The following is a 26,146-nucleotide window of genomic DNA, read 5'->3' as shown; positions in this document are numbered from 1 at the left end:
CTGTCCCGGCAACCGATGGGGCAGCCTTGCCGGAGATCACGCTCGAATAGTTTGTGCATTAACTGTTCGCGGGTTATGTTCGGGTGGGTAGCGACCAATGGAGGTGTGATGACCGCGGAGATCGATGACCCGCTGCGGCTGGAGCGGCAGGTGTGTTTTGCGCTGGCCGTGGCGAACCGCTCGGTGCTTGCTGTTTACCGGCCGCTGCTGGAACCGCTCGGTCTGACCCACCCGCAGTATCTGGTCATGTTGGCGCTGTGGGGTGAGGGGCCGATGTCGGTCAAGGCCGTCGCGGAGGCTGTTCAGCTCGATTCGCCCACGTTGTCGCCGCTGCTCAAACGCTTGGAGAGCGCCGGTCTCGTCACCCGGCGGCGGGACCCCGGTGACGAGCGGACCGTGGTGGTCGATCTCACCGAGGCGGGGCGGGCGCTGCGCCGGGAAGCCGAGCGGATCCCGCCCGCTGTGGTCGATCGGCTCGGTGTGGAACTGAGCGACCTCGAGGAACTTCGCGAAGTGCTCGGCCGCGTGAACGAGGCGGCCCGGCGAGCAGCGCTCGTGCACCCGGAGAAGGAATCATGAACGCACCCCTGAGCCGCCGGCAGGAGGAGGGCCCGGTGAGCGACCGGACTCCCACACCGACCCAGCGAATCCGCTACGTCTTCGGTGAGCCGCTGCCGTCTTCGATGCAGCAGTGGGTTCTTCGTGACCAGACCGGTCCGGGCGCCACCCGGCGGTACCTGCAACGTTTCCTGCTACCCCCGATCCCGTTCCTGTGCCTGTTCGCGCTGGTGCCGGGTCCGTGGTGGATGGGTGTCTCGATGGCCGCGCTGGTGTTCCTCCCGCTGGCCTTCTTCGCGGTCGCGCTGGTGTATGTGCACCGGCGCCATGTCCTGGTCAAGCACGGTCTCGATCCCGCGCTGGCCGACCCGGACCGGCATCGCCGCGCCGCCGAGGAACGCGCAAGCTATGAAAGGCGCTACCACCGCGGCTGACACGACAGCAGAATCGGCCCGCCGCGGAGACGCCCGCGTGCGACTCGAGATGCTGTCGGCGGCGCCGCGCCCTCGACCGGTTACGTGGCACCGGCGCTCCCGGGGCGGATGCGGTATCCATCGGCCCGTGTCGGCGGCGGAACCTGCGTAGATCTGCCCGGCCCGGGTACTGCGAGGTCGGCATTGTTGTCGATGATTGGAGGCGTCATGAGAGACGTCGACGAAAGTGTTACCACCGGGCGCGCGGGCCGCGTGCATATTCCGCGCAGCCGTGGTGCCCTGGGTGGGCTGGCCGTTCTGTTGCTGGGTATCTGGGGCGCGCTCATCCCGTTCATCGGGCCGTATTTCGATTTTGCGTATACACCGGACGAGCCGTGGGTGTGGTCGGCGGCGCGCGGCTGGCTGCAGGTGCTGCCGGGAGTGGTGGCGATAATCGGTGGGCTGCTCATGCTGCTGAGCCGGAACCGGGTCGTGGCCAGTGCGGGAGCGTGGCTGGCCGTGGCGGCCGGTGCGTGGTTCGTGATCGGGCCGTTGCTGGCCGGTCCGTTGGGACTCGGCGATATCGGCGAACCCGTCGCGGGCTCCGAATGGAAGCAAGCCTTCGTGCAGCTGACGTTCTTCTACGGGCTCGGGGCGCTGATCCTGTTCTTCGCCGCGACCTCGCTCGGAAGGCTGTCGGTGCGTAGCGTTCGCGATATCGCCTTCGGGCGGCGCGAGGTCGAGACGGTCGAGGGGCGCCGGGTAGCCGATGCACCGGCTCACGCCCGAGTTGCCACCGATCCCCGGGTCGACCGGCCCGGCTTCCAGGGACGACCGGGACTGCACGGCGGGTCGGCGTGAGAACGGCCGCGGCCGCGCGACCGGACGGTCGCGCGCTCGTCTACTGAGGGAAGAGGGTCAGAACCTGCGACATCACCTGCCGGGCGACGTCGTCGGTGGCCGAGGTGACTTCGACGGCCGGTACGCGGGGAACGAACGCTGTGCTGTCGGAAGGCAATTCGGGGCCGACGACGGCGGAGTAGATGGGGATACTGCTGTCGTAGAGCGATGTCGTGCGGAACACGGTGCGGTTGTCGATCTTCTCCTCGGTGGCGCGGGCGCGCACCTGGTCGGTGACGCGGTAATCGTAGGCCACCGTGACGGTTTCGTTGCGATACCGGAACAGGCATTGGGTCAGCCGGCGCTGGTCGGTATCGGCGGTGCCGTCCAGTTTCGCGCGGACGGCGCACGGATCGGCGCCGAGCAGGACCGTGGTGACGGTATCGGGGGAGGTGCCCTGGGCCGGCGACTGCCGCCAGCGGTCGATCATACCGGGCAGCAAACTATCGGCGACCGCGCAGGAATCCCGGTTCGGGACGGAGAGACCGAGGTAGAACGCGGCGCCCGACGGGAAGCGGGCGGTGGCGCCACAGGCGCGTGCGCCCGGGTCGCGATCGGGCACCAGCAGGACGTTCACGTCGCCGAGCTGCTTGTTGATACCGAGTCTGGGAGCAAGCGGGGGCAGCAGGGTCGAATGCCAGGTGAGGGTGGCGGCTTCGGCCGGGGGCGGTTCGCCGAGGGCGGCTCGGCACGAGTCCAGGCCGACAGTTACGTTCTGGATGTCGCCGAGATCCAGGACGTCGAGCGTATCGCGGGGGAGTAGGGCGCAGACGTCGATCTGCCGAGTCGCCTGGGCGACGGCGGCCTGTTGTTGCGGGGTATCGGCGGGTGCCGACCAGAATTGCGGCGGTGGGGCGGGAATCTCCGGGGAGCGGGGCACGCCGGTGTGCGGATCGTCGCCGCAACCCGCTACGGCGAGCAAAGCAGCTGCGACAAGTGTGAGCGTGCGATACATCCTCACCCCTGACCTCCCGGTGCGAGCTGAGCTCGATAATTACCCGACGTCGATGCGGAGCGCTCTGGCAACCATAGCGCAATCGCTCCGGCGCCCCGGCTGGATAGTGTCAGGGTGATCCGGGCCGGCTGTGGGCCGCGTTGCGGGCAGTACCCCGGTGGGCGGGCACGGTGGTGGGGTCCTCGGGCCAGGCGTGTTTGGGATAGCGGCCGCGGAGATCGGCGCGGACCTGCGGCCAGCCGGTACGCCAGAAGGACGCCAGGTCCGCGGTGACCGCGACCGGGCGCCGGGCGGGGGAGAGCAGGTGCAGCACGATCGGGACCAGGCCCTGGGCCAGCCGTGGAGTTTCTGTCCAGCCGAAGACTTCCTGCACTTTGACCGCGAGTACCGGCGGGTCGGCCGAGTAGTCCAGACGGAGGCGGCTACCGGAGGGGACCTCCAGGCGATCCGGTGCCAGCTCCTCCATCCTGGCGGCGTCCGGCCAGGGCAGCAGACGGTGGAGTGCCTGTCCGGCGTCGATACGTTCGAGGTCGGCGCGGCGGCGGGCGGTGGTGAGTTCGGGACCGAGCCAGAGGTCGGCGGCGGCGAGCAGCGATTCGTCGTCGACCGGTGGCCATGGGGAGCCGAGGGTGCGCTGTAGAAAGCCGAGGCGCTGCCGGAGGGCGACGGCCTCCGCGTTCCAGAACAGCACGCCGAGTCCGGTGGAGGCCAGGCCGCGCCGTACGGCCGCGGCGAGCTTGTGGTGATCGGGGTCGCGCAGTGGTCGTTCGGACAGGGTGATCGCCCCCAGGCGTTCGATCCGCCGCGCTACCACGTCGCCGTCGACCCAGTCTATTTCGTCGGCGGTCGTGACCAGGTTCGCTGCGGCACGCCGTGCGAGCTGTTCATCGGCGACCGCCGCCAGCCGGATATACCCCTCGGATCGCCCGGGATCACGCGTCGCGACACCGACCGCCAGCCACTCCGCATCCCCTGTCCCGGCGCCGGCGGGCAGTGTCACGGCGGTGCCGCCGGCCATGAGGTAGCTCGCCGAACCCGGGCCGCGGCGGCGCGCCAGCCGTTCGGGATGGGCCAGCGCGACGACATAGGCGGGGTCGTCGACACCCTCCGGTCCCTCGACCGATCGGGCCAGGCGTTCGACCTCGCGCCGCCAGCGCGGGGGTTGCTCGCGCCGCAGCGTTCGCAGACCGGCTACCAGATCGACTCCCGACACATGGGTGTCGTCGTCGAGGACGGTGACCACTTCCGCTGCCGCGCGCGCCCCGGCCACGGCCGCCCCGTCGAGCAAGGCGCGCGCCAGCCGGGGATGTAATCCGACCCGGGCCATCCGCCGCCCGCGGTCGGTGACTTCGCCGTATTCGGTCACGGCTCCCAGCACGTGCAGGACCTCGCGGCCGGCCGCCAGCCCGCCGGCCGGCGGCGCGTCCCACCAGGTGAGGGCGTGCCCGTCGGCGGTGCCCCAGCACGCCAGTTCCAACGCCAACCGGGTCAGGTCGGCGGTACGGATCTCCGGCTCGGGATAGGCGGGCAGGGTGGCGTGCTCGTATTCCGGCCAGCAGCGCCACACGCGGCCGGGGGCCTCGCGACCGGCCCGTCCGGCGCGCTGGCCGGCCACCGCCGCCGAAACCCGGACCGTCGCCAGTCCGGACAGCCCCCGCGCCCGATCGATACGCGGCACCCGCGCGAGCCCCGAATCCACGACTGCCCGGACGCCCGGCACGGTCAGGCTGGACTCGGCCACCGCCGTGGACAGCACCACGCGACGCCGAGGGCCGGGCCGCAATGCCGTGTCCTGCCGTGCCGCCGGCAGCCGCCCGTGCAGCGGAACGATATCCACGCCGTCGAGGCCGGCCAGCAGTGCTGTCGTCTTCCGGATCTCGGCTGCGCCGGGGAGAAAGACCAGCACGTCGCCGTCGGTCCCGGCGAGCGCGGCCCGGGTGGCGCGCGCGACGTGTGCTTCTCTGCGCTCCCGCGGCAACGGCGGGAGATATGTCGTGTCCACGGGATGGGTGCGGCCCTCGACCCGCACGACCGGCGCCGGACGGTCGTCACCCAGCAGCGTCGCCAGACGGTCGGCAGCGACGGTGGCCGAGGTGGCGAGCACCCGCAGATCCGGTCGCAACCCGGCCCGTGCATCCAGCAGTAACGCCAGCAGCAGATCCGCGTCGAGATGCCGCTCATGACATTCGTCCAGCACGACGGTATCGACCCCGGCCATCTCGGGATCGTCCTGTAACCGCCGAACCAGCAGCCCGGATGTCACGACCTCGATCCGTGTCCGCCGCCCGGCCCGGCGGTCTCCCCGGACGGAGTAGCCGACCGTTTCACCCACCTGCTCGCCCAGTAGCGCGGCCATCCGCCCCGCTGCGGCCCGCGCCGCCAGCCGCCGGGGCTCGGCCACGAGTACTCGCCCCTCGGCGCTCGCGGCCAGCGCCAAGGGGACGAGGGTCGTCTTGCCGGTTCCCGGGGGCGCGACCAGGACAGCCGTCTCGTGTGCGGTCAGCGTCTCGACAAGGCGATCGAGAACACCACGGATCGGTAGATCAGGAAGCTCGGGCAGTTTCATCACCGAACAGTGTGATGCCTCGGCGCCGGGCTGCCCCATCGACCGCTCCACCTTCCCGAGAAGACAGCGCCTCCTCTCGCTTGTCCGGGCGGCCGAGCGGCCCGTGGTTCGGCGGGTGTGCGGATCAGTTCCGTCGCGCCAGCTCGCGGAGCAGGCGATCGTGTTCGGTTTCCGGTTCTTCGCGGGTGATCTGCGGGGTCCGGTACGGGCGCGGGCGGTCCGGCGGGCGTTCGGTCCGGCGGCGAAGCTGCAGCGAGGTCAGTGCGCCGACCACCGTCGTGCAGACCGCTAGGTGGGCGATCCGCGGATCGGCGCCGGCGAGGCGGGCGATCCGCGGGTTCGGGGTGACCAGGCATATCTCGACCCCGTCACGCCGATAGTGTTGCGCGTCCTCGGCCAGCGCGGCGAGGGTGCGCAGCGACAGGAACTCGAGCCTGGTGGTGTCGACGATCAGCGCGCCGCGCTCGGCCGCCGCGGTCTCGACGGCTTTTCCCACCTGCTGCCGCCACAGCGCCAGGGTGTACGCGTCGGCTTGACCGCGGACGGACAGGACCACGATCTCGCCGCGGCGCCGGACCCGGAAGAGCAGTCGCTGCTCGGGTGTGCGCGTATACGAGGACGCGGCGTGGGCCGAAGGAGAGGACGAGGAGCTGGTATTGGGATTCATAATGCACCCGACTCGGCTCAGGATGCGTTCGCGCATCGCGGTCACACCGACCCTGCGTGTCTCAAGGCGAACCGGTGACCGTTTTCCACCCTAGCCCACTGAACCGGTTACGGGTGAAGGTCGGCGGAGTTCGCCGGCGATCTCGGTACCTCGATTCGGTGCGGGTTTGCCCGGTTCGTGGCCGGGTAGGCCGCCCGCCGGCGGCAGCGTGCTGTCGCCGGTCGGTACCGGGAACGGCCGGGCCGGCCTTTCGTGGCACTGTGCGTCCCCGAACCTTCGAGAAGGGAGTTCACCATGAGCCAGCTCAGCCCGATCCAAGTCCAGAAGTATCTCTCCGGTATCGACTACCCCTGTGATCGTGACGGCTTGGTCGCCGCCGCGGAGAACAACGGAGCCGACGCGGAGGTGTTGCACGCCCTGGAGGCGCTTCCGGACAAGACGTTCGACGGACCGAACGCGGTCAGCCAGGCAATATTCTGAGTCTTTCCGGGCCGCGAGTGCAGCGGTTGTCCGGGTGGGGCCGTACCGGCAGGTGGGCCCCACCCGGTCGTTGTCGCGGATGTATCGACCCGAACCCGCCCCTGCACGTTTGGCCCGGACCGTCCGGGATATCCGGCGCGAGTGAAGAAGAATATTTTTGTGCCGGCTCTCACCGAGACCCAGCGCGGAGAAATTGGAACGGTCGATATCCCGGGGGGAATATCACTGCACGGACTGCTCGATTATGAATCGCTGATATCCGCAGAGGAACTCGATTTCGATGAACTGCTCGATCGGGCTCGCGCGGAGCTCCGTGCCTTCGGCGGGTCGGTCGATGCCATTATCGCGCATTGGGATTTCCCGACCAGTGTGATCGTGCCCATCCTCGCGCGTGAAAACGGGTTGCCCGCACCGACCCTGGAAAGTGTGCTGAAGAACGAGCACAAATACTGGAGCCGGATATTGCAACGTGAAGTCGTTCCCGAATGCGTTCCCGAATTCTGCGCATTCGACCCGTTCGACGACAATGCGCTCGACCGCATCGACATCCCGTTCCCCTTCTGGGTGAAGCCGATCAAATCGCATTCCTCGCAGCTCGGTTTCGAGGTCCCGGACGCGGAGGTATTCGCGTCCGCGGTACAGCAGATCCGGGCGGAGATCGGCCGGATCGCCGACCCGTTCGACCAGGCGCTGTCTCGGGTGGAGATACCCGGCGATATCCGGATGGCCGGAGGACGCACCTGCCTGGCCGAGCAGATCGTCACCGGCACCCAGGCCGCGCCCGAGGGTTCGATGTTCCGCGGCGAGTATCACGTGCACGGTGTGTTCGATATGCGCAAGGATGCCGAGGGACGCAGTTTCACCCATCTCGACTACCCGGCGCGGACAGTGCCCCCGGATATCCAGCAGCGGATGATCGATGTGACCGAGCGCTACCTGCGCCACACCGGCTTCGACAACGGCTGCTTCAACTCCGAATTCATGTGGGACGCCGATACCGGGAAACTGTGGCTGATCGAGGTCAACACCCGTATCTCGCAATCGCACAGCGATCTGTTCGCGAAGGTGGACGGCAGTTCCAACCATCGTGTCGCCATCGATGTGGCGCTGGGTAATCCGCCCCGGATGCCGCACCGGAAGGGCGAATTCGCGGTGGCCGCCCAGTGCCTGGTGCCGCGCTACCAGGACGGGATCGTCACCAAAGTTCCGAGTGAGGAAGAGATCGCCGCATTGCGGAGCCGTTTTCCGGGAACTGTGGTGAAGATCGATGTGGAGGTCGGGGAGAAGCTCTCCGAACTGCCGAATCAGGACGCCTACCGCTACAAACTTGCCACGCTCTATATCGGCGCGCCCGACGCCGACCAGCTCGAGCAGCGCTACCACGACGCGATCGAAGCGCTGCCGTTCGGATTCGAGGAGGTCCACTGAGGTTGCAGACCGTCGAGACTTTCCCCTACGGGGTGCGTGAAATCGAGAATGTGTTCATCCCGATGCGCGACGGTGCCCGTCTCGCGGCCCGTATCTGGCGGCCGGATACCGACGAATCGGTGCCCGCGGTATTGGAGTACATCCCCTATCGGAAGCGGGACCTCACTCGTGCCCGGGACGCTCTGAACCATCCGTACCTGGCCGGGCACGGCTACGCGAGTGTGCGCGTGGACCTGCGCGGCAGCGGTGATTCCGACGGTGTCCTGACCGACGAATACCTGCCGGTCGAACACGAGGACGCCTGCGATGTGATCGAATGGCTGGCCGCGCAGCCCTGGTGCGACGGCAACGTCGGAATGATGGGAATCTCCTGGGGCGGATTCAACAGCCTGCAGGTGGCCGCCCGCCGTCCGCCCGCGCTGAAGGCGATCATCAGCGCGTCGGCGACCGAAGACCTCTACGTCGACAATATGCACTACATGGGCGGCTGCCTGCTGTCGGACAATTTGTCCGAGGCGACGGTGATGTTCGCGTTCAACAGCCTGCCGCCGGACCCCGCGATCGTCGGGGACCGCTGGCGCGAGCAGTGGCACGAACGCCTCGCCGGCAGCGGACTGTGGATCGAGCGTTGGCTGGGACACCAGCATCGCGACGACTACTGGAAACGGGCGTCGGTGAACGAGGACTATCGAGCCGTGCAGTGCCCGGTGCTGGCCGTCGGCGGTTGGGCCGACGGGTACACCAACGCGATCTTCCGGTTGCTGGAACATCTCGAGGTGCCGCGGCGGGGATTGATCGGGCCGTGGGGGCACAAGTACCCGCATCTGGGCGTGCCGGGGCCGGCGATCGGGTTCCTGCAGGAAACGGTGCGCTGGTGGGATCACTGGCTCAAGGGCCGCGACAGCGGCGTCATGGACGAGCCGATGCTGCGGGCGTGGATGCAGGACAGTGTCTCGCCACACCCGTCCTACGCCGACCGGCCCGGCCGCTGGGTCGGCGAACCCGGCTGGCCGTCGCCGAACCTGACCCCGCGCCACTTCACGCTCACCCGGTACGCCCTGACCGAAGATGCCGACCATGCCGAACACCGCCGTATGGATGTGCAGTCGCCGCTGAGCGTCGGTATGTTCGCCGGGAAATGGGCCTCCTACGCGGCCACTCCGGACCTGCCCGCCGATCAGCGGGAAGAAGACGGCGGCTCGCTGGTGTTCGAAACCGAACCCCTGGCCGGAACTTTCGAAGTGCTGGGCGTGCCCGCCCTGGAGCTGACGGTATCGGCCGACCGGCCGAACGCCATGGTGGCGGCGCGGTTGTCCGATGTCGCACCCAACGGTGAGGCCACGCGGGTGACCTACGGGCTGCTGAACCTCACCCACCGGGACGGCAGCGCGGCGCCGAAGGCACTGGAACCGGGCCGCAGCTACCGCGTGCGAGTGCCGTTGAACGGGCTGGCGCATTCCTTCCCACCCGGTCACCGGATCCGGTTGTCGATCTCGTCGTCGTACTGGCCGCTGGCCTGGCCGTCGCCGGAACCGGCCACGCTCACGATCACCACGGGGCAGAGCGCGCTGACGCTGCCGCACCGGCCGCCGCGTGCCGAGGACCGCCGGTTGCGGCCCTTCGAACCCGCCGAGGCCGCGCCCGAGGCGCCGTCGACGCATCTGGAACCCGGCCGGCATCACTGGAAGGTCGAACGCGATCTGGCCACGGGAGTTTCGACGCTGGAGATCGAGAACGACCAAGGCACGATCCGGCTAGACGACACCGGTACCGTCGTGCGCCGGGCAACCACCGAATGGTTCAGCTTCCGCGGCAACGCCCCGGATTCGGTGTGGGGTGAGACCCGGACCGTGCGCCGGTTCGAACGGGCGGACTGGCGTACCGAGGTCACCACGCACACCACGCTGCGCTGTACCGCGGCCGAGTTCATTATCGACGCCGAACTCGACGCCTACGAATTGGACGATCCGGCCGCCGATCCTCGCACCGCCCAGAAGCGGGTGTACTCACAGAACTGGCATCGCCGGATACCTCGCGACCTGGTGTAGTGGGAGCCCGGGGGTCAGACGGCGTGGGGATAGGTGTCCCCGGGCTCGTCCGGCCCGCGGTGCGCGACGAGGTCCAGCGGTGTCAGGGCGGTGGTTTCGTCGATATGCAGCAGTGCGTCGAACCGGTCCGCCGGCCGGGCGTGGAAGTAATGGCTGCGCCTTTCGTTGTCCGGGCGGTAGATCACTCCGATGGCGCGTTCCAGCTGGGGAGCGTCGAGCGCGGGGATCGGCTCGCGGTCGAAGCGCAGCAGGAACCGTTCGATCCCGGCGCGATGCAGCAGATTCTCCACACTGCCCGGCAGCGACGGCCGGACCCGTTTCACCCGGGGCGGGCCGTCCCATTCGTCGGCGGCCAGCACGGTGCCGGTGTGGGTGGTGAAGCCCAGGATGCGGGATTCGCCGGGGCAATTCTGCCGGACCAGCTGCCCGAGGTTCAATTCACCCGCGGAACCCAGTTCTGTGGCCCGCGCGTCGCCGAGATGCGAATTATGCGCCCACACAACGATTTTAGCGTCGGAACCGGTGCGCCGGCGCAGATGCCCGCGCAATGCCGTCAGGGTGGCGAACATATGTTCGTCGCGCAGATTCCACGACGACACCCGCGAACCGAACATCGCCCGGTAGTACTGTTCGGCCGCGGCGACCAGACGGGCGTTCTGTTCGGCGTAGAACCGTTCGTCGGGATCGGCCTGCCCGTCGGTGCGCAGTTCCCGGGCGCTCATCCGCTGCAGCTCCGCCAGCTGTGCGACAACCGCATCCGCACAGTCGTCGCCGGCGCCGAATGCGGCGGCATAGCCATAGTGCTGTTCATCGGTGTGCTGGTCGAAGCAGGCGTACCGGTCGCGGGCCCGCCGCGCCGCGGCGGGGTCGACGCGGTCGAGGTAGGCGATCACCTCCGCGGCCGAGCGGCGCATGCTGTAGAGGTCGAGCCCGTAGAAGTCGACAGTGCGCGCCGGATCGCGCTGGTTGTACGCGCGGAGCCATTCGACGAAATCCCGGACCACCGTATTGCGCCACATCCACATCGGGAAGCGCTGGAACCCGCGCAGTGCCTGCTCGGCGTCGCCGTCGTCACCGGTGCCGCGGATATAGCGGTTCGCGCGGTGGGCGTCGGGCCAGTCGGCCTCCACGGCCACCGCGTCGAACCCGGCCCGTTCGATGAGGGTGCGCGTCATCCGGGCCCGGGCGGCGTAGAACTCCGAGGTGCCGTGGGTGGCCTCGCCGATCAGCATGAACCGGGCATCACCCACCAGGTCCAGCAGGACCTCGTCGGACGGGACGCCGTCGGGCAACGGCGTCGCGGCGGTCCGGACGGCCATCTCCGGGCCGGTGGCGGCGGCGCCCTGGTCGCCCGCCGGAAGGCGCGCGGCCCGGTCGAGCAGGTCGCGGACCTCCGCGTCGGAGGTCTGGGTGAAGTCCTGGTACTCCGCGCCCACCCCCGAGAAACCGGCGGGGATGTGCGCGCAGACCATATCGTCCACGCGTCCGCGCAGTCCGGCACAGGTGGCCTCGAGTGCGACGGGAACCGCGACGACCACACGGGCCGGATGCATCCGGTACACCGTGCGGACCGCAGCGTCCATCGTCGCGCCGGTCGCCAGGCCGTCGTCCACCAGGATCACCGTCCGGCCGGTGACATCGAGCAGCGGCCGCTCGCCCCGGTAGGCCTGTTCCCGGCGGCGCAGCTCCCGGCCCTCCGCACGGGCTATCCGTTCCAGGACATCCGGGCCCACCTGTTCCGCGGCCAGGACATCGCCGTTGGTGACCAGAACGCCGCCGCTGGCGATCGCGCCCAGCGCCAGCTCCGGGTTACCGGGGGAACCGAGTTTGCGGACGACCAGCACATCCAGCGGCGCGTCCAGCGCCTGCGCGACCTCGTAGGCCACCGGCACACCACCCCGGGGCAGGGCCAGAACGACGGTATCCGGCTCGTGGAACCGGTCCAGTAGCGTCGCGAGCGTCCGGCCGGCCTCGCGACGGTCACGGAAAGCGCTTGTCGCCATGTGGCCGCGCTACCCGGTGTCGGCGTGGGCAAACAGGGCCGGTCAGGAACGTGCCGGCGCGGCGGCGGAGTCGCCGTCGGTGTCGCCCGCTTCGATATCGCGGTGCAGGGTCAGCAGCACATGGTCGAGGCGGGTCCGCAGTCGGACCTCCTCGTCGGCGATACCGGGTAGCGCCGCGACCATTCGTTCGGCGATCCGGCGCAATTTGATATTGGTTTCCTGCGACCGCCAGCGCAGCACGTGGAACGCCTGATCGGCATTGATTCCGTAGGCGAGCATGAGCGCACCCTTGGCCTGTTCGATGACGATCCGGGCATCCAGCACCTGCGGCAGGGTGTCGTCGAGGGCTTCCCGGCGGTATTCGGCGGCGGTGTCCGACAGATCGATGTAGAAGCCCTCGGTACCTATCGGTTCGCCGGCCTCGTCGAGCATGGGCTCGGACACCACGAGTACCTCCCGGATGTAGCCCGCCGTATCGATGATGCGGTGCCGGCTGGAGAAGGGGCCGCCGTCCTCGACCGAGAGGATCATCGCCTCGAGGCGGTCGCGGTCGTCGGGGTGCTTGTGCGAGAGCAGCAACTCCGTGGTGGGCCGGACCTCCGGAGGATGGCCGTGGATTCGCGCGGCTTCTGCCGACCATTCCCAGGTTCGAGTCGCGAAATAGTACCGGAAGCGGCCGACCTGCAGGGGATCGCCGGCGCCGACCACCCGCTCCACGAGTTCGACTTCGGATTCCGGCAGCTCATCCCGCGCGTTCATGGCTGTGATTATCCTCCGTGCTGCCCGCGCCGCTTCGGCCGACCGCTGCCGAGCACGCCGGCAGGTCGGTGGACGCCGGGGAACGCCGGTCACGAATCCATGCCGCTGTGTCCCCTCGGTGTCGACTCGTCGGTTTCGATCTGTTCGCCGGTGGGGTGTTCGTCGGCGTGCGTGGGCTCGGCGTGCTCCTCGGCGAAATCGGGTTCGTCTCGATCGTCCGCGGTCCGGGGATCGGGGTCCGGTCTGTTCATAGCCGGGTGGATACCCGCCCGGCGGCGCGTCACACAGCCCACGCGCCCGGTGTTTATCGCCCGCGGATCAGGGAAGCCGCCGAGCGGGAAACGACCACGCTCACAGGCCGGGCACGGTACGGCCGGGCACGCCATCGAGGAGGACAATTCGTGGACCGAACACCGGAGCAGGGATCCGCGACACCCGCCGCGTCGGAGGCGGCGCAGCGCCCGCTCGGCGAAGGCCGGGGCGATACCGACCCCAAACAACGACAGCTCGACCCACTGCGGCAGGACCGGGAGAGCGGGTATCTCACCACACAGCAGGGGGTCCGGGTGGACCACACCGACGACGCGCTGAGCGTCGGCGCGCGGGGCCCCACGCTGCTCGAGGATTTCCATGCCCGCGAGAAGATCACCCATTTCGACCACGAACGCATTCCGGAACGTGTCGTCCATGCGCGCGGGGCCGGGGCCTACGGGTATTTCCGGCCGTACGACGATTCGCTGGCGGAATACACGGTCGCGAAATTCTTGACCGACCCGGGCACGCGCACCCCGGTCTTCGTCCGTTTCTCCACCGTCGCCGGATCGCGCGGTTCGGCCGATACGGTGCGCGATGTGCGTGGTTTCGCCACGAAGTTCTACACCGAACAGGGAAATTACGATCTCGTCGGCAACAATTTCCCGGTGTTCTTCATCCAGGACGGCATCAAATTCCCGGACTTCGTGCACGCGGTGAAACCCGAACCGCACAACGAGATCCCGCAGGCGCAATCGGCGCACGATACGCTGTGGGATTTCGTGGCCGAACAGCCGGAAACGTTGCACGCGATCATGTGGCTGATGTCGGACCGGGCCCTGCCGCGCAGCTACCGGATGATGCAGGGATTCGGCGTCCACACATTCCGGTTCGTCGATGCCGAAGGCCGCGGAACCTTCGTGAAATTCCACTGGAAGCCCGCCCTCGGCGTGCACTCGCTGGTGTGGGACGAATGCCAGCAGGTGGCCGGGCGCGACCCGGATTACAACCGGCGCGATCTGTGGGACAGTATCGAGGCCGGTGATTTCCCCCGCTGGGAACTGGGTGTGCAGCTGGTTCCGGAAGACCAGGAATTCGATTTCGATTTCGATCTGCTCGATGCCACGAAGATAATCCCGGAGGAACAGGTGCCGGTGCGCCCGGTGGGCGAGATGGTGCTCGATCGCAACCCGGACAACTTCTTCGCCGAAACGGAACAGGTCGCCTTCCACACGGCGAACGTGGTCCCCGGTATCGATTTCACCAACGACCCGCTGTTGCAGCTGCGGAATTTCTCCTATCTGGACACCCAGCTCATCCGTCTCGGCGGGCCGAATTTCGCGCATCTCCCGGTGAACCGGCCGCTGGCCGATGTCCGCACGCATCAGCAGGACGGATACAGTCGCCACGACATTCCGCACGGCCAGGCCTTCTACACGAAGAACACCATCGGGGGCGGATGCCCGGCGCTCGCCGACGAGGATGTGTTCCGCCACTACACGCGGCGGGTGGAGGGCGAGACGATCCGGGTGCGCAGCGAAAGTTTCAAGGACTACTACCGTCAGCCCCGGATGTTCTGGCGCAGTATGACCCCGCCCGAGGCCGAGCACATCGTCTCCGCGTTCGCCTTCGAGCTGGGCAAATGTCAGCGGGTGGAGATCCGCGAGCATGCGCTCGAGCAGTTGGTCCTGGTCGACCCCGATCTGGCGAGCCGCGTCGCCGACCGGCTCGGCCTGCCCACTCCTGAGGCCGGCCCGGTGGAGGACGTGCCGTTGTCGCCGGCGTTGTCGCAGGTGAAGGATCCACCGCCCACCATCGCCACCCGCAAGATCGCCGTCCTGGCGGCCGACGGAGTCGATGCGGCGGGCGTCGAGCGGCTGCGCACGGCGCTGCGCGAACGCGGCGCCGAAACCGAGGTGCTGGCCGAACACGGCGGTCAGCTCCGCGGCGCCGCCGACGGGAGCCTGACCGTGGACAAAACCCTGGCGACCATGGCATCGGTGCTCTACGACGCAGTGGTCGTGGCCGGGGGTGACGCCTCCGCCCGCGCCCTCGCCGCCGCGGGCCCCGCGGTGCATTTCGTGACCGAGGCGTACAAGCACGCCAAACCGGTGGCGGCGCTCGGTGCGGGTGCCGAAGTGCTGCGGGCCGGGGGTATCGCGGTCCCATCCGAGCCGGACACTCCGGTCGACGGTGTGATCCAGGCCGGTGAAACGGTCTCCGACGGATTCGTGGAATCCTTCGCCACAGTCCTCGCCGGTCACCGCGTCTGGGAACGCGACACCACGGCGATACCCGCCTGATCGCGCGGACGCCGCGTAAACGGAGAGCGGTGCCCGGCCGACGCTGGACCACGCGCCGGCCGGGCACTGTGCGTTGTACGTGAGTAACCGGGCTCGAGCTCGGCAGATCCGAGGTGTTGATCGGCCGCTCGGTTCCGCGACTCGTGCGGCGGCGATTCGCAGTGGCTTTCCGCTTGCGCACGGCAGGGCCGCTGTCTGCCGACCCCCTCGGCAGGTAGATCCGCGGTGGGCGTAGGCGATCGAGCATCGCGGCCAACCTGTTGACCCGCCGGTTCACCGAACCCGCCTGCCATGCTCCGCGACCGATAGTCGGTTGATCTATCCGGGTGCTTCCAGTCCGGCCGAGGTCGTGGGCGCCGACGTGAGTCGGCCGTCGGGCCTCCCGTCAGCCACAACGCGGTGGGAGTTCGCTCTGACCGGCCAGTGCCGGGATGGAGGGCTCGAACGCCCGGGCAGCGGTCTGCGGAACGGCACACTGGAATCTCCGGCACAGCGTGAGCCGCCGGGGATCCGAGACTCAGGCGGATGGTCCCGATTCGCTGGTACCGATACCGATCACCCGGAAACCGGTGTGGCTCAGGGTATTTCCATCGAGTAGGTTGCGGGTGTCGACGACAACCGCCTGGCCTGCCACGGCTTCCAGGCGTGCCCAGTCCAGCGCCCGGAACTCGGGCCATTCGGTGAGGATCACGAGTGCGGACGCGTCCTTTGCCACCAGATACGGGTCGTCGACCACCTGCACGGGGTTCAGGCCCGGCGTTCCCGCGGGGACGCACGGATCGTAGGCGACAACGGTGACCCCCTGGCGGCAGAGCTGCCGCGCGACCGCCACCGCGGGGGAGTCGCGCAGATCGCCGGTGCCGGCTTTGAAGGCGAGGCCCAGTACGCCGATCCGGGTGCCAGCGAGGGCGCCGTCCACCGCTCCGGTGACCGCGTACCGGATCTTGCGCACCACCATCGCCTGCTGGCGGTCGTTCGCCCGGACCGCGTCGCGGACGAGCGCGAAATCCACGCCCTCGGCCTCCGCGGCGCGCAGAAGCGCACGGGTGTCCTTCGGCAGGCACGAGCCGCCCCAGCCGGGGCCGGGAGCGAGGAAATCGGGGCCGATCCGGTCGTCCATGCCCATGGTGTCGGTGACCCGGGTGATATCGGCGCCGACGCGTTCGCACAGATCGGCCATCGTGTTCACGAAGGAGAGCTTCACCGCGAGGAAGGCGTTACTGGCGTATTTCGCCAGTTCCGCGCTGGCGGTATCGGATCGGACGACCCGGGCTCCCGTGCCCGCGTACAACCCGGCCACCCGGTCGGCGGCCTCGGTGTGCTCGTCGCCGGCGCCGACGAGAATACGGTCCGGGTGCAGGAAATCGTGCACCGCGTGACCTTCGCGGAGGAATTCGGGGTTACTGACCACGGCCCGGCCGGCGAGACCGGGCGATTCGGCGAGCCGGGCCGCTGTTCCGACCGGAACGGTGGATTTGGTGACCAGGGTGCAGTCCGGGCGCAGCACAGTGGCCAGCGTGTCGAGGGCACGGTCGAGCACTTCCAGGTCGGCCTCGCCGCCCTCGCCCATGGGTGTGGGCAGGCACAACAGCACCACTTCGGCCTCGGTCAGTGACCCCGGATCGGTGGTGAAGGCGAGCCGTTCCTCGGCCAGGCCCTCGCCGACGAGTTCGGGCAGTCCCGGCTCGACGATCGATACCGACCCCGCCCGGAGCCGCTCGACCTTGGCTTCGTCGTTGTCCACACAGATCACGTGATGCCCGAGATGGGCCAGACACGCGGCGCTGGTGAGTCCCACATATCCGGCGCCGACCACGCCGACGCGACTACCCATGGCGTGCCCCCTTTCCGAGTACTTCGGCCGCGGCGGTGAGCACCCGTTCGGGCCGCACCATGAGCAGCCCGGAATCCGGGCGATCGGCGTGCGGATCGCCGATCCTGCCCGCCCACAACGCGATATGGTGCCGCGCGGTGACCGGTGGGCCCCAGGTGCGGGGCGGGGTGGGACCGAACAGCAGTACCGAGGGTGTTCCGAATGCGGTGGCGAGATGTCCCACGCCGGTATCACCGCAGATCACCAGTTCCGCTTCGGCCACCAGCGCGGCGAGTTCGGGTAGCTCGGTGCGGCCCGCGTACACCGCTGAAGGCGGTAGACCTGCTTGCGCGGCAACGGAGTTCGCCAGCGGCACCTCCGCCCGCGACCCGGTGATCACGACCGGCCGGCCGTCGGCGTTCAAGGTGCGCGCCACCCGCGCGAAACGTTCGGGCGGCCAGCGCCGCGCGGGATAGGCGGCGCCGGGATGGATCACGATCGCCCGCGAGACCGGCGCCGGTACCGGTGGGGCCGGGAGCCGCAGCGCGTCGCGATCGGTGGCTATCCCCTGGTGTTCCAGCAGCCGGCACCAGCGATCCACCTCGTGCAGATCCGCCCGCCACTCCGGGCCGGGTAGGTCCGGGAAATCCGGATGGCGGTGGGTCAGCAGCGAATCCGGTCCGCACGCCAGTAGATCGCGGATACTCTCCGGACCCTTGCCGTGCAGATTGACCGCCAGCCGGGGCGGCGGGCCCGGCCACCGCAGCGCCCCCAGCCCCGGAGTCGGCAGCAGTTCGTCGACCGCCTCGACGGACTCCACCAGCCCGCGCAGTGACTCGGGCGCGGCGAGTACCAGCCGGTCGTCCGGGTAGGCCGCCCGCAGCCCACGTAGTGCGGGCACCGCGGTCAGCAGATCGCCGAGCCCGAGTGCCCGCAACACGAGAATCGATCCGCTCAGGGCCACGACCCCTCTTCCGAGGTGCAGACGACGAGTTCGCGGACCTCGCAGCCCGGTGGCTGGCTCAGCGCGAACAACACCGATTGCGCGACATCGGCGGGCTGGTTCAGTTTCGCGTCCGGCGGTGGTTTGTACTGTTCGGCACGCCCGTCGAAGAACGCCGTATGCATACCGCCGGGAATCAGCAAGGTGACTCCCACTTCGCCGGCGGTTTCGGCGGCCAGGGCGCGAGTGAAGCCGACCACCCCGAATTTCGAGGCACAGTAGGCGGTCGCGTCGCTCACCGCCTTGATGCCGAGCGTGGACGCACAGGTCACCACGGTGCCCCGATTCGCCCGCAGCGCCGGGAGCGCGGCCCGCACCACGGCGACTGTCCCCAGCAGGTTCACCTGGATCACCCGTTCCCAATCCTTGGCCGGCACCTCGTCCAGACGTCCGCAGGCATCGGTGCCCGCGGCCGTGAACACGCCGTCGATCCGGCCGTCCACGCGGTCGGACAGTTCCTGTACCGCGTTTTCCGCGGCCGCGCTGTCGGCGAGATCGGCTCGGACGAAATCGACCGTTGTCTCCGGCTGATCGCGGTCGATCACCAGCGGTCGGCCCCCGCGTTCGAGGACCGCCGCGGTCACCGCCGCGCCGAGTCCGGAGGCGCCACCGGTGATCAGGATGTTGCCGAGTGTTCGCATCGCACTCCTTCGTGGTCGGGTCAGCCGCGAGACCGGCTGACCAGCTGAGTCGTCGAATAACCGCGGACAGTGGGGATCAGCGCCACCTCGCCGCCGTGCCGGCGGACCACCTCGGCTTCGGGTAGTTCCGCCTCGGAATAGTCGCCGCCCTTGACCCAGATATCGGGCCGTAGCCGATCCAGCAGGGCGCTCGGCGCGGATTCGTCGAATACCGCGACGGCATCGACGGAGGAAAGCTCGAGCAGCAGCCGGGCACGGTCGCGGGCGGCGACGATCGGCCGGCCGGTTCCCTTCAGCCGGCGTACCGAATCGTCGGAGTTCAGACAGACGATCAAGGCGTCACCCATGGCCCGCGCCTGGCGTAACAGGCTCACATGGCCGGGATGCAGCAGATCGAAACAACCGCCGGTGGCGACCAACCGGCCACCCCGGTCCCGGACCGCGGCCGCCACCTCGAACGCCGACCCGGCGGTTTCGGTCTCCTCGGCGGTGGTCGCCGCGGGACCGTCGCAGGTCGACAGGGTGGTGGCGGCGCCGGTCGCGACGAATCGCGCGGCCGTGTCCACGGCGTGGGTCACCGCGTCGGCCACCGTGGACCCGTCCAGCAGGGCCGCGGCGGCGGCCGAGGCGAACCGGTCACCGGCACCGCAGGTATCGGGCGCGATACGGTCCGCGCTGCGGATCGCCGCGGGCACGGGTATGGCCGCCAGCCGTTTACCGTTGGCCAGCACCGCCCCGGACGAACCGAGCGTCACCGCGACCGAATCGGCGGACCACTCGTCGCGCAGCACCTTCGCCAATTCGTCGGGTTCGGCGTATCCGGGCGCGAACTGGCGGGCCTCGTTCAGATTCGGCGAGACCAGCGAGGCCCCCGGTGTGGGCGCCGGTCCGCGTGGATGCGGGTCCCACACCACCGGCACGGCCCGGGCGAGTTCGGTGAGCAGGCGCCGGATCCGCGGGTGTGCGGCCACCCCGCGGCCGTAATCGGCGACCAGGATCGCCCCGGCCGACCGCAGCGTCCGCACCACCGCGGAACTCACCGGCCCGGCATCCGCGGTGCCGTCACCGGTATCCAGCCGGACCAGCGACTGGCCCCCGGCCCGCACCCGCGTCTTCCGCACCGTCTCACCACGCAGCACCATCGGCACGACATCGACCTCTTCGCCGAGCAGCCGCAGCAGGCTGCGGCCGCCGTCGTCCTCGGTGGTGGCCGTGATCAGCGCGACCTCGGCGACGGATCGGGCGGCCAGCAGCGCGGCGAGTCCGGCGCCACCGGGGCGCAACCAGCGGCGTTCCACATCCACCACGGGAACCGGTGCCTCCGGGCACAACCGGTTGGCGGCGCCTTCGATATCGACGTCGAGCAGGGTATCGCCGAGGACGACCAGCGGTTTCACGCCGGAATCCCCAATGCCTCGTCCAGCGCCGCGCACAATGCGTGCACCAGCGCCAGATGCACTTCCTGCACCGTGGCGGTGGTCGCCGCGTCCACCGCGATCGCGTCGTCGCACAGTGCCGCCAACGGGTTGGGCACCGGCCCGGTCATCGCCCAGGTGGTGACCCCCAGTTCCTGGGCGGTTTTCGCGGCGGCCACCACGTTCTGGCTGGTACCGCTGGTCGACAACAGGATCAGCACGTCACCGGGCCGGCCGTGCGCGCGGACCTGGCGGGCGAACAATTCGTGCCCGCCGTAGTCGTTGACGATGGCGGTCCCCGCCGAAGTGTCGGCATGCAGGGCGATCGCCGACAGCGGTTGCCGTTCGTGTTTGAACCGGCCGACCAGCTCCCCGGTCAAGTGCTGGGCCTCCGCCGCACTGCCGCCGTTTCCGCAGGCGAGTAACCGGCCGCCGTTGTCGAGCACGGCCGCCAGCTCACGCCCCCATCCGCTGATTTTCGGAGCGAAGGAACTGGTGCGCTGCAGCGCTGCGCACAGCGCCGCGAAATGTTCCTCGATCACGACACACCTCCTGTCTGCAGACCCCTACCCCGGTCCGCGCTGAGTTCTTCCGCCGCCCGCACCACCTGATCCGGGGTGATGGACTCCAGGCACGGATGCCCCGCGATCGGGCATTCCCGGGCGCGGCTGTCCCGGCACGGCGCCGCCTGGTCGCCCAGGACGATCACCGGAACGCCGTAGGGCGCCCACCGCTCGGCGGGCACTACCGGCGCGAACAGGGAGACCACCGGCGTGCCGACGGCCGCGGCGAGATGCGCGGGGCCGGTATTGGGTGCCACCACAACGGTTGCGTCCCGCAGTACCGCGGCGAGTTCCGGGAGGCCGGTTCGCCCGCCGAGATCGACGGCATGGTTTCCGGCGACCGCGGCGGTGAGCGGCCGGTCGGCGGGACCCCCGGTCACGATCACCCGGTGTCCGGCCCGGATGAGCGCGGTGACCATCGCCGCCGACCGCAACGCCGACGGCTGCCGCGCGGGTACCGATGCGGCAGGATGCACCACCACATAACCCGGTCCGCCGGTGAGCGCGCGGGTATCCGGCAACGGCTCGCGGACCGCGAGTTTCCCGTCGTCACCGGGCGGTAGCCGGAACCCGGCCGCCGTCGCGAGGGAAAGCGCACGCTCCGCCTCGGGCGGATCGCCGTCGACCCGATGCCGGAGATCCAGCAGCGATCCCGGGTAGTCCTCGGAGATCGCGCCGACCCACGGGACTTCGGCCATCCTGAGCAGCAGGGCGAGCGGCAGGGGCGACTGGTGGAAAGACGTGAGGATCAGCGCCCGATCCAGTTCCAGTGCGCGCAGCTCGTCGACGAATGCGCCGGTCCCGGCCGCGGAGACCGGTGGTGGCTCCGGATCGATCCACGGTGCGCACCAGGTGACGATGCGATCCACACCGGGCAGTAGTTCGGCGCCGGCCCGGCCGCGGGGCCCGGCCAGCAGAGTGACATGGCCGGCTCCGGCGGCCACCGCGCGGATACACGGACCCGCCAGCAGGACATCGCCGACATTGTCCATCCGCGCCACCAGGACACGATCGGTCACAGCGCACCTCCCGATACCGACAGGTGGGTTCCGGTGAGCTCCGGCATCGCCTGTGCGCGGCCCGTCACGACGCACCCGCCAAGGCCAATCGGACGGCTTCGTTGAGATCGCGCGCGACTTGCGCCTCGGCCCGCGCGCGCCGCACCTCTTCGGGCCGGGTGCGCGCGGTGGGCACCAGAATGGCCCGCGCCCCGGCCGATAACGCGGCGGCGATATCGGCACCCGTGTCACCGATGAGCACGCACCGGCCCACCTCGACCCCGAGATCGGCCGCGGCACGCCGCACCATGGCGGGTGCCGGTTTACGGCAGGCGCAGCCGTCGTCCTCGCCGTGCACACAGACCTGCCAGGTCGCGAACGGGCCGAGTAGTTCCTCGACCCTCTGGTTCACCGCTGCCAGCTGTCCTGGGGTGATCAGTCCTTTCGCGACGCCGGACTGATTGCTCACGACACCGAGCTGGACACCGGCCGCGCGCAATATCCGCAGCGCGTCCGCGGCGCCCGGCACCGGCCGGACGCCGGCCGGATCGGCGAGATAGGGGATATCGACGATCAGGGTGTCGTCCCGGTCGAACAGCAGGGCGTGCGGCGCGGGATGGGTGGCGTTGCGGTGCCGGAGTTCTCCGCGCAACCGGTGCCAGCACGCGGCCGGGGGAATGAGCGCACTGGTCACCGTCATCCGCGTGATCTCGCCGGGCGTGCGGGGCCCGGGCAGGATGCGGCGTAGCGCGAAATGGGCTGTGAGTGCCGCCCATGCGGCGGCCAGACCCAGTGCGGTACGGCGCTTTCCGGTGATGCCGGACGCCAGGGCGGCCGCGCCGAGTGCCGTGGTGAGCGCGTGCCGGGGGAGCAGGCCGGGGCCTTCGCCGATACGCCGGCGCCAGTGGGCGCCGTACTTGCGCCGCATCAGCGCATTGTCGGCGTTCCCGCGTTGTGCGCGGAGGCTGGCCAGGGGACCCGAGTTCCGCGCCGGATGGACGGTGACCCGCTCGCCGGTCGCGATGGCGTAACCGGCCAGACAGACCCGGATCGCCAGGTCGGCGTCCTCGCGGTAGGCGCGGGGGAACCGTTCGTCGAAACCGCCCACCGCGTCGAGGACCGACCGGCGGTAGGCCATATCCGCGGTGATCCAGCGCGCGCTCGCCAGGCCCGCGGTGCCCCGTTCGTCATCGGTGGGCCGGCGATCGGGCGGCAGCGGGACTTCGATACGTGCCGTGCACGCGCCCGTGGAATCGTCCAGCCCGAGCAGATCACCGGCCAGCCGCGCCGGCCAATCGGGGCCGACGAGCACATCGTCGTCGAGGAAAGCGATCCAGGTGCCCGTGGCGTGCCGCCATCCGGCGTTGCGCGCGGCCGCCGGGCCCCGGCCGCCGGAGCGGATCACCTGCGCCGGTGGAAGTCCCGGAGGCAGCGCCAGTCCTTCGCCGTCGCGGCGGTCGTCCACCACGATGATCTCCCGGGGTGCGGGGCCGGTGGCGGTGGCGAGCGCTTCCAGCAGCAGCCGGAGACTGTCCCGGCCCATGGTCGGGATGACGATGCTGTAGTCCAGCTGCGGGCCCTTCATCGGCGCCGCACCAGGAACGGGCCGAGAGCGAGCAGATCGATCGGCGCGGAACCGAAACATTCGAGGGCATCGCGCGGGGAATCGACCATCGGCCGCCCGGCGGTGTTGAGGCTCGTGTTGACCACGACGGGAAGTCCCGTGCGGCGGTCGAATTCCGCGAGCATCCGCGCCGTGAGCGGGCTGTCCGCGGCATCGACGGTCTGGACTCGTGCCGTGTGATCCACATGGGTCACGGCCGGGATCCGATCCCGCCAAGCGGGATCAACGTCGTGGACGAACAACATGTACGGGCTCGGTAACGGGCCGCGGTGGAAGATCTCGGCGGCGCGGTGGGCCAGCACCATCGGCGCGACCGGCCGGAACTGTTCACGGCCCTTCACATCGTTGAGGCGTTCCAGGTTCGCCGCCCGGCCGGGATGCGCGAGCAGGGACCGGTGCCCGAGCGCACGCGGACCGAATTCGGCCCGGCCCTGGAACCAGGCCACCACCTGATCCGCCGCGAGCGCTTCCGCCACCTCGCTCGCGATATCAGCGGGCCGGGTGTAGTGGATCTGCGCTGTTCGCAGCACCGATTCGAGCTCGGCGTCGGACCATTCGCGACCGAGGTCGGCCCCGCGCATCGGGGCGGGTCGTTCCCCGAATTCGGTGGCCAGTTGGAGTGCCGCGCCCAGCGCGGTACCCGCATCACCTGCCGCGGGCTGGACCCAGATCCGGTCGTAGGGGCCTTCGGCGTGCAGCCGGGTATTCGCCACACAGTTGAGCGCGATACCGCCGGCCAGTGTCAGATTCGGTTGCCCGGTCCGGCGGTGCAGCCATGAGGTGAGTTCCAGCAGCACTTCCTCGAGGCGTTGCTGCACACTCGCCGTCAGGTCGGCGTGGTCGCGGCCGAGTTCCCCGCCGGTGACGGCGGGCGCGAAAACGTCCCAGCGCACCGGTTCGGTACGGAAACCACCGTCGGATGTGGTGTAGATCAGCTCCCGGAATCGATCGAGGAACCGCGGCGTGCCGTAGGACGCCAGCGCCATCACCTTGTACTCGTCGCTGGAGCGGGCGAATCCCAGATGTTCGGTGAGGTCCTCGTACAACAGTCCCAGCGAATGCGGGAGGCGCTGGGCCGCGAGCTCGACGAATTTGCCGTCCCGGTACTCCCCGGCGAGATAGGACTGACTCTCACCGCGGCCGTCGGCCACGAGCACGGCCGAATCACCGAACGGAGCGGCGAGTGCGGCCGACGCCGCATGTGCCACATGATGGCGGACGAAACGCACGATCGAGGGGTCGAGGCCGGGGAGCGCGGCCCGCAGAAACGCGGGCGCCCGGCGTGCGTAATCGGTGCGGGTCTCCTCACTGGAGGCATCCAGACCGCCCAGGGAATGGTCGACCAGGTCGGGATCGTAGGAGTAGCCGACCGCGTCGAGCTGGCCGGGCCGCAGACCGGCCCGTTCCAGGCACCAGGCCGCGGCCTGTTCGGGCATCTCCCACGCCGAGAACGGCACGGGCCGCTTGCCGTGCTTGCGACGGCTGAATCGTTCCTCTTCCGCGGCGGCGACGATTTCGCCGTCCACGATCACCGCGGCCGCGGGATCGTGGAACACTGCGTTCACACCTAATATGCGCACCGGCTGCCTTTCCACTCGGAACGCGGGCTCGGCCCGCCGATTCGTTCTAGGCGCTACCCGGCGAATCGAGCGGCAAACCGGGGCGCCTCGCTTCGTTACCCAGCGGCGACTGCGTGGATCGCTCAGCGTGGCGATTACGCCGGTTTCCGGCGCCGCGCAGCCACCGGAAGTTCAGTGCGGCGAGCGACCGGTCACCGGGCTCAGCGTGTGCGCCGGCGATACCGTGTGCCCGGCGAACCAGTCGATCGTGCGGCGCAGGCCCTCTCCCCGGTCGACCCGCGGCTGCCAATCGAGTTCACGCCGGGCCACTGTGATATCCGGACATCGGCGTTGCGGATCGTCGACCGCGCCCTCGATGTATTCCAGCGTGGATCGGCTCCCGACCGCCGAACGGATCTCCTCGGCCAGCGCCCGCACCGAGAGTTCATGCGGATTGCCGATGTTCACCGGACCGGGATGCCCGGAACCCGCCAGCGCGTGCAGCCCGCGCACCGTGTCCTCGACATAGCACAGCGACCGCGTCTGCTCGCCGGTCCCGGCGATGGTCAGCGGTGCCCCGGACAACGCCTGGGCGATGAAGGTGGGGACCATCCGGCCGTCGTCGACCCGCATCCTCGGCCCGTAGGTGTTGAAGATCCGGGCGATCGCCGTGTTCACCCCGCGTTCGCGGCGATAGGCCATGGTCAAGGCCTCGGCGTACCGTTTCGCTTCGTCGTAGACACTACGCGGGCCCACCGGATTGACATGACCCCAATAGGTCTCGGGCTGTGGGTGGACCCCCGGGTCGCCGTATACCTCGCTCGTCGAGGCCAGTACGAAACGGGCCCGTTGGCGTTCTGCGAGTTCGAGCGCGTTGGCCGTGCCCACCGACCCCGCCCGCAGTGTCTCGAGGGGCAGCCGGAGGTAATCCGGCGGGGAAGCCGCGGAAGCGAGATGGAAGACGATATCGACCGAACCGATCGCGGGAAACGGTTCGGTGACATCGTGGCGGACGAACTCGAAACCGGGCCGGTCCAGCAGGGCGCCGATATTGTCCGGTGCCGAGGTCACGAAATTGTCCAGCGCGAGCACGGCCGTGCCGGTATCGAGCAGATGCGCGCACAGATGCGAGCCGACGAAACCGGCACCGCCGGTCACCAGCGCACGTTCACGATCTCGGGCCATATCCACTCCTACC

The 26,146-nt window shown here is 69.4% G+C and carries 22 protein-coding genes; 7 read left to right on the top strand and 15 right to left on the bottom strand.

The features are described from left to right. Positions 1–108: 108 nt before the first annotated feature. The 3 genes from QH195_RS16685 (at position 109) to QH195_RS16675 (ending at position 1,832) form a co-directional block, all read left to right on the top strand. Positions 109–579 (top strand): MarR family winged helix-turn-helix transcriptional regulator, encoded by a 471-nt coding sequence (locus QH195_RS16685; protein WP_280425873.1) that lies wholly within the window; start codon positions 109–111, stop codon positions 577–579. Further along, on the top strand, positions 576–992 hold the full coding sequence (locus tag QH195_RS16680) for a DUF5313 family protein (RefSeq protein ID WP_280425874.1): 417 nt from the start codon (positions 576–578) through the stop codon (positions 990–992). The genes QH195_RS16685 and QH195_RS16680 overlap by 4 nt, the downstream gene beginning before the upstream one ends. Before the next feature lie 207 nt (positions 993–1,199). Then, positions 1,200–1,832, top strand: a complete 633-nt coding sequence (locus QH195_RS16675; RefSeq protein ID WP_280436055.1) for a hypothetical protein — start codon at positions 1,200–1,202, stop codon at positions 1,830–1,832. A gap of 40 nt (positions 1,833–1,872) precedes the next feature. On the opposite strand, the gene QH195_RS16670 is transcribed toward QH195_RS16675, so the two are convergent. The 3 genes from QH195_RS16670 to QH195_RS16660 form a co-directional block, all read right to left on the bottom strand. Next, complete coding sequence (locus QH195_RS16670; RefSeq protein WP_280436054.1) at positions 1,873–2,826, bottom strand: peptidase; 954 nt, start codon at positions 2,824–2,826, stop codon at positions 1,873–1,875. Between the two features lie 109 nt (positions 2,827–2,935). Further along, positions 2,936–5,392: an ATP-dependent helicase HrpB gene (hrpB, locus tag QH195_RS16665; protein ID WP_280436053.1), complete on the bottom strand. Its 2,457-nt coding sequence runs from the start codon at positions 5,390–5,392 to the stop codon at positions 2,936–2,938. A 124-nt stretch (positions 5,393–5,516) separates the two neighbouring features. Beyond that, the gene (locus QH195_RS16660) at positions 5,517–6,059 is read right to left on the bottom strand and encodes an STAS domain-containing protein (RefSeq protein ID WP_280436052.1); all 543 of its coding nucleotides are present in this window, start codon (positions 6,057–6,059) and stop codon (positions 5,517–5,519) included. Positions 6,060–6,353: 294 nt separating this feature from the next. Between QH195_RS16660 and QH195_RS16655 the strand changes: the two genes are divergently transcribed. The 3 genes from QH195_RS16655 to QH195_RS16645 all read left to right on the top strand — a co-directional run bounded on the left by QH195_RS16655 (position 6,354) and on the right by QH195_RS16645 (position 10,015). Further along, positions 6,354–6,539: a DUF2795 domain-containing protein gene (locus QH195_RS16655; RefSeq protein WP_280422933.1), complete on the top strand. Its 186-nt coding sequence runs from the start codon at positions 6,354–6,356 to the stop codon at positions 6,537–6,539. Between the two features lie 159 nt (positions 6,540–6,698). Beyond that, positions 6,699–7,967: an ATP-grasp domain-containing protein gene (locus QH195_RS16650; RefSeq protein ID WP_280436051.1), complete on the top strand. Its 1,269-nt coding sequence runs from the start codon at positions 6,699–6,701 to the stop codon at positions 7,965–7,967. 2 nt (positions 7,968–7,969) lie between these two features. Continuing rightward, a complete protein-coding gene (locus tag QH195_RS16645; RefSeq protein ID WP_280436050.1) occupies positions 7,970–10,015 on the top strand; it encodes a CocE/NonD family hydrolase in 2,046 nt (681 codons plus the stop codon). A gap of 14 nt (positions 10,016–10,029) precedes the next feature. On the opposite strand, the gene QH195_RS16640 is transcribed toward QH195_RS16645, so the two are convergent. From QH195_RS16640 to QH195_RS16630, 3 genes are all read right to left on the bottom strand, one after another. Beyond that, positions 10,030–12,018, bottom strand: a complete 1,989-nt coding sequence (locus tag QH195_RS16640; RefSeq protein ID WP_280436049.1) for an erythromycin esterase family protein — start codon at positions 12,016–12,018, stop codon at positions 10,030–10,032. A gap of 42 nt (positions 12,019–12,060) precedes the next feature. Then, positions 12,061–12,777, bottom strand: coding sequence for a PAS and ANTAR domain-containing protein (locus tag QH195_RS16635; RefSeq protein ID WP_280436048.1), 717 nt, complete (start codon positions 12,775–12,777; stop codon positions 12,061–12,063). 89 nt (positions 12,778–12,866) lie between these two features. Beyond that, positions 12,867–13,028, bottom strand: coding sequence for a hypothetical protein (locus QH195_RS16630; RefSeq protein WP_280422928.1), 162 nt, complete (start codon positions 13,026–13,028; stop codon positions 12,867–12,869). Between the two features lie 264 nt (positions 13,029–13,292). Here QH195_RS16630 and QH195_RS16625 point away from each other — a divergent pair, with 264 nt between their 5' ends. Continuing rightward, entirely contained in the window at positions 13,293–15,332 is a 2,040-nt protein-coding gene (locus tag QH195_RS16625; protein ID WP_280436117.1) for a catalase, read from the top strand. Positions 15,333–15,849: 517 nt separating this feature from the next. On the opposite strand, the gene QH195_RS16620 is transcribed toward QH195_RS16625, so the two are convergent. From QH195_RS16620 to QH195_RS16580, 9 genes are all read right to left on the bottom strand, one after another. Then, positions 15,850–17,166, bottom strand: coding sequence for a UDP-glucose dehydrogenase family protein (locus tag QH195_RS16620; RefSeq protein ID WP_280436047.1), 1,317 nt, complete (start codon positions 17,164–17,166; stop codon positions 15,850–15,852). Continuing rightward, on the bottom strand, positions 17,159–18,109 hold the full coding sequence (locus tag QH195_RS16615) for a glycosyltransferase family 9 protein (protein ID WP_280436046.1): 951 nt from the start codon (positions 18,107–18,109) through the stop codon (positions 17,159–17,161). The genes QH195_RS16620 and QH195_RS16615 overlap by 8 nt, the downstream gene beginning before the upstream one ends. Continuing rightward, positions 18,100–18,789: an SDR family oxidoreductase gene (locus QH195_RS16610; RefSeq protein ID WP_280422925.1), complete on the bottom strand. Its 690-nt coding sequence runs from the start codon at positions 18,787–18,789 to the stop codon at positions 18,100–18,102. The genes QH195_RS16615 and QH195_RS16610 overlap by 10 nt, the downstream gene beginning before the upstream one ends. Positions 18,790–18,809: 20 nt before the next feature. Next, entirely contained in the window at positions 18,810–20,186 is a 1,377-nt protein-coding gene (rfaE2, locus tag QH195_RS16605; protein ID WP_280422924.1) for a D-glycero-beta-D-manno-heptose 1-phosphate adenylyltransferase, read from the bottom strand. Then, complete coding sequence (locus QH195_RS16600) at positions 20,183–20,746, bottom strand: D-sedoheptulose-7-phosphate isomerase (protein WP_280436045.1); 564 nt, start codon at positions 20,744–20,746, stop codon at positions 20,183–20,185. The genes rfaE2 and QH195_RS16600 overlap by 4 nt, the downstream gene beginning before the upstream one ends. Next, the gene (locus QH195_RS16595) at positions 20,743–21,759 is read right to left on the bottom strand and encodes a glycosyltransferase family 9 protein (RefSeq protein WP_280436116.1); all 1,017 of its coding nucleotides are present in this window, start codon (positions 21,757–21,759) and stop codon (positions 20,743–20,745) included. The genes QH195_RS16600 and QH195_RS16595 overlap by 4 nt, the downstream gene beginning before the upstream one ends. 91 nt (positions 21,760–21,850) lie before the next feature. Next, on the bottom strand, positions 21,851–23,350 hold the full coding sequence (locus tag QH195_RS16590) for an HAD-IIIA family hydrolase (protein ID WP_280436044.1): 1,500 nt from the start codon (positions 23,348–23,350) through the stop codon (positions 21,851–21,853). Continuing rightward, positions 23,347–24,969, bottom strand: a complete 1,623-nt coding sequence (locus QH195_RS16585; protein WP_280436043.1) for a carbamoyltransferase family protein — start codon at positions 24,967–24,969, stop codon at positions 23,347–23,349. The genes QH195_RS16590 and QH195_RS16585 overlap by 4 nt, the downstream gene beginning before the upstream one ends. Positions 24,970–25,140: 171 nt before the next feature. After that, a complete protein-coding gene (locus QH195_RS16580; RefSeq protein ID WP_280436042.1) occupies positions 25,141–26,133 on the bottom strand; it encodes an NAD-dependent epimerase/dehydratase family protein in 993 nt (330 codons plus the stop codon). Positions 26,134–26,146: the final 13 nt, after the last annotated feature.

The organism is Nocardia carnea, assembly GCF_029868855.1.
Classification (GTDB): Bacteria; Actinomycetota; Actinomycetes; order Mycobacteriales; family Mycobacteriaceae; genus Nocardia; species Nocardia carnea_A.
This window is presented reverse-complemented; position numbering and strand designations above follow the sequence as displayed.